This window comes from Deltaproteobacteria bacterium, assembly GCA_020845775.1.
In the GTDB taxonomy this organism is placed as follows: Bacteria; Bdellovibrionota_C; UBA2361; order SZUA-149; family JADLFC01; genus JADLFC01.
Genome location: JADLFC010000110.1, coordinates 1 through 4,346 on the forward strand (window position 1 = coordinate 1; position 4,346 = coordinate 4,346).

3 protein-coding genes are annotated in these 4,346 nt (G+C 49.3%); 2 read left to right on the top strand and 1 reads right to left on the bottom strand.

Annotated elements, in window-relative coordinates; genetic code table 11:
• Nucleotides 1-232: 232 nt before the first annotated feature.
• Nucleotides 233-1,786: an RNA-binding protein gene (locus IT291_06905; protein MCC6220952.1), complete on the bottom strand. Its 1,554-nt coding sequence runs from the start codon at nt 1,784-1,786 to the stop codon at nt 233-235.
• 227 nt (nt 1,787-2,013) lie between these two features.
• Between IT291_06905 and IT291_06910 the strand changes: the two genes are divergently transcribed.
• Complete coding sequence (locus IT291_06910) at nt 2,014-3,633, top strand: sigma 54-interacting transcriptional regulator (protein ID MCC6220953.1); 1,620 nt, start codon at nt 2,014-2,016, stop codon at nt 3,631-3,633.
• A 421-nt stretch (nt 3,634-4,054) separates the two neighbouring features.
• Nucleotides 4,055-4,288: a hypothetical protein gene (locus tag IT291_06915; GenBank protein ID MCC6220954.1), complete on the top strand. Its 234-nt coding sequence runs from the start codon at nt 4,055-4,057 to the stop codon at nt 4,286-4,288.
• The last annotated feature ends 58 nt before the right edge of the window (nt 4,289-4,346 follow it).

Below are 4,346 nucleotides of genomic sequence, written 5' to 3' on the forward strand. Positions count from 1 at the left end.
ACAATCCTTCCTCCATAATAATAAAAGAGATCCCCCTAATGACAAGGTTTTACTGAGACCGGACATGGTTTTAGATGTAGTCCCAGCTGCATTCATTCCGGGGATCTCATTGCTAGCGAGAACAAGAAGGGATGAGACGGCGGGTGCTGATCCTTTTCAGGGTACGGCGTCTCCCAAGTATGTAGTCTCACCAGCATTTCTCGCTCGCAATCAAATCCCCATTTTAATAAGCCTAGATCTCGACGTTCTCAATCAACCCCACAAAGTGACCCGGGCTCAAGGTGTTAGCGACAAAGCGCTCTAACACCTCAAACACTTGGTCGGAAAATCCTCCAACGTTAAATATGTCGTTGCCATTATAGCATTGTGCCGTGGCGTATGGCTGAATATCTATGCAAGCTAACTTAGCCTGAGGATTGCACAGCTTAAATTTCTGCCACTCGCGCATCGTTTGGGTAGCTCCCTCACGTCGCGCGTCAATCCACGACTGATTATCGGACACCAAAATCACGAAGTCAGCTCTTATGTTTTTGGCATTGAGCCACGCCAAAGGAGCACTGCAATTGGTTCCGCCACCGCCAATAGTAGCTAGTTTATCGGCATTCGTCATCACGCTGTCCCGCGAATTCAATTTAAAAGGGACTACCGTCTCCTCGAAAGGCAGCACTATCGCCGAGGGATTCTTGCGCATAACTGCCGCTGCCATCAAGGCGGCGACATCGATGGCACGAACAGCAGTCGTGGCTCCTCGGCGATAACCAGTTAACGGGGAGCTCATAGATCCTGAGACGTCGGGGCATACCACTACCTGCCCTGAAAACGCCGGAACATTGCTAACTGCTATTTCCATGGCATCTTGGAGAGCCTCACAAATAGGTCGCGGCATGTCGCTCCCCAGCGCACGAAAAGTTACCAGCAACTGGTATGGAAAAGCCCGGGCTTGTTTTATTTTCCCTTGGTCCCTTAACCGCTTGGCGACCAGCTGCGCTAGCTTCTTGTCGGCAAAAACTCCGTGACGAGCAAAAGTATTTAAATTCATGCGAGTCATCTGCCAGCTAGCTCGGCGCGCAATATCCTTCCACTGCCGTGGCCCTAGTTCCAGGGAGGTTAGGAGCTGAAATGGCACCGCCGGTAGCGCACCCGTAGGTTTCTTCTTATAGGTCTCAAAATCGCCAACTATAGGCGGAAGCAATTCCGCCCGAAACGACTTGCCCAAAAGATAACCATAAAAGGCCTCGCGCTTGGAGTTAGCGGGTTTTGGGTGCACCATCTTAACTATGTCAGCCAGAGAAGGGGTGTCCCCGATGATGTCGGAGAACAAGGCTTCCTCAGTGCGTTCCGCAAGCCATTTTATGATGAGCTTCTTGGGAAGAGACCCGAGAGATTTCCGCCCGACTGCCCCCGAACGCATAATTTGCACGAAGTTACGCAACATTTTGGCGTTGTCTACTACCTGAAAAAACACCTTCTCTAACAGCTGTGAATCTTTTACGGATAGCAGCGCACAGAAAAGCGCGGGAAGATCTTTCATGTATCCCTTCTCCCGCGAATATACTGCCAGCTGAGCGATGAATTTCGGCGAAACCTGCTTTGCCTGCTCTATGACTGCCTGAAGCTGATCATGACCGGATGCATAGAAGGTGGAGTTTAAACAGCCAGTCATGGCGTACTGTGCCAATGCCTCTTGGGGGCCTAACTTATAGGCCGGAGCGCCTTCGTGGTTCAGCGCATCAGTTGCCAAGCTGAGTTTTCCTACCGCTGATGAGAAGAGCTGTTTGTTTGCCATATTTCCTTATCGCGACCTTTTCGGTCTTTGCTTCGAGTGAATTGCGTTTTCTACCACTCTAACAAAGCAAGGGGTGTGCCAGTTGGTGATCCATTCGCTCCGAGCCTGTCTAACTCTGTGTAATCACGAGAGAACCTTCTCGGGCATAAATAGAACTGGCTTTTTAGAGGCTTAGTGAGCTAACATAAAACATATATTATTATATATGATATTAGATTATAGGCTATGTGGAAACAAAGCAGACGGTTTTAATTGGCTTTTTGGGGACAGCCTTAGATCGCGGCCCTCGAAATGCACAGAGATGGGAGCTATGGCGTCCTAGTGTGGGCATTTGTCAGCAAGACGATCTGCTCATCGATGTCTTTGAACTTCTGCACTCAAGAAGATTTACAGCGCTGGCGGAGCAGATTGCGGCAGACATCACTAGCGTGTCTCCCGAAACCAGGGTGGTGCTTCATGGCATTGAAATTCAAGATGCCTGGGACTTTGAGGAAGTCTACGGGGTCCTGCTCGACTTTGCTCGATCGTATTCATGGAATCTAGATGAGCGTGAATATCTCTTGCACATAACCACGGGTACTCACGTTGCCCAGATTTGCCTGTTTCTTCTGGCAGAAGCCCGCTATTTTCCGGCAAAGTTAGTTCAGAGCTCACCGCCCGCTCCTCCTGAGCGAGATAGTAGGGGTACTTATCGAATTATCGATCTCGATCTCTCCAAATACGATAGTATCATCTCTCGTTTCCATAAGGTCCGAAGTAGCGACCTGTCTTTTCTTAAATCGGGGATTGCCACGCGCAACGAAAATTTCAACCAGTTAATTGAGAGGATTGAGAGAGTTGCTCTCGCGTCTAAAGAACCGATGCTCCTTCTGGGGCCAACTGGAGCGGGTAAGTCGCGGTTGGCTAAGCGAGTTTACGAGCTAAAAAAAAGTCGCAATCAACTCAGCGGTGCATTCGTAGATGTCAATTGTGCTACTATTCGCGGCGATGCGGCCATGTCCGCTCTGTTTGGCCATGTTAAGGGTGCCTTCACTGGTGCGGTGCAAAAGCGCGAGGGATATCTCCTGAGTGCCAATGGGGGGATGTTGTTTTTAGACGAGATAGGGGAGCTGGGTCCTGACGAACAAGCCATGCTCCTTAGGGCGCTGGAGGAAAAAACCTTTTTCCCGGTAGGTGCTGATGGGGAAGCGAGGAGTGATTTTCAGCTGATTGCCGGAAGCAACCGCGACCTCCAGAGCCTTGCGCGTCAGGGGAGTTTTCGCGACGATTTGCTGGCACGGATTAACTTATGGAGCTTTAAGCTTCCTGGCTTAAACGAGCGCCAGGAGGACATTGCTCCTAATATTGAGTATGAGCTTGAGCGCTATGCTGAAAAACATAACCGCCAAATCTCTCTTAACAAAGAGGCACGCGAGTTGTTCTTGAGATTTGCCACTTCGCCTTTAGCCTTGTGGCAGGCTAATTTCAGGGACCTAAATGCCGCAGTCACGCGCATGGCCACATTATCTTCCGCCGGAAGAATTACCGTAGAAATCGTCGAAGAGGAAATACGCCGCCTTACGGATGCCTGGCAAACCGCCGACAGTCTTGCCCCGCATGAGGAGCTTTACAGCTATTTTGGAATAACTCGCCACACTTTAGAGGAGCTAGATAAATTTGACCGCGTTCAACTCGTCGAAGTGCTAAAGGTATGCAAGCAGTGCCGCTCTTTAGCAGAAGCGGGGCGCCTATTATTTGCCCATTCGGGCAAGGAAAAGCCAAATTACAATCCAGCAGACAGACTTCGCAAATACCTAGCGCGCTTCAATATAGCCTGGAAAGGAAGAAGTCACCAATCCATAGCATAGAAAGTTTGTGCTGGGAGGCGATTGGCTAACATCGCGGCGATAACATCTTAACTGTTAGCATCTTAATCGCTAGCTTCACCTTGGAGATTAGCAGCCAGTTCTTACCGCCTGTATCCCTCGCCACCTAAATCGCCCTTACGCCCCTCTCATTTATCAGCTTCACTGCTTCTTGCTAGTATTCATTGGTAAATTTACACTTGGCTGATTTTCGCATATCAGTGGCTTGCTTTAGTTGAAAAAGACGGGTATTTTAGTAAGCAACGTCAGTTCTTTGCCAAATTCGTTCACGCTACATCTGAGTAAAGTATGGAGCCAGAGAATTCTCGCTTTGGTCTTCCTGTGAAGTTCTTTGTTTAAATACTCATCCGAAAATTGGAACCGCCATCGCTTGTCGCACAACGGGGCGCAGAAGGGGGGGGCTATGATAAGTTTGATAAATGATGAGACCAATGAGGAGGGAGTGCCGGTATTGCAGGCCGGAAATTACAAATACATCCTTATGGTAAAGGACGATGGCCCAGGCGGTGTTGCCTATTATTATGGGAACATCCGCCTGGACGAGGCCAGTGCGGTGAAAGTACTGATCCCACAGGTCCTAGAACACAACAAAGTGTCACTGGATCTGCCAGCTGCTTGTCTATTTTATTCCGTTTAAAAAATATTGGTTTTTGAAGCGCCCCGTTGTGCGCTCTTTTTTGACATCCTTCCATGCC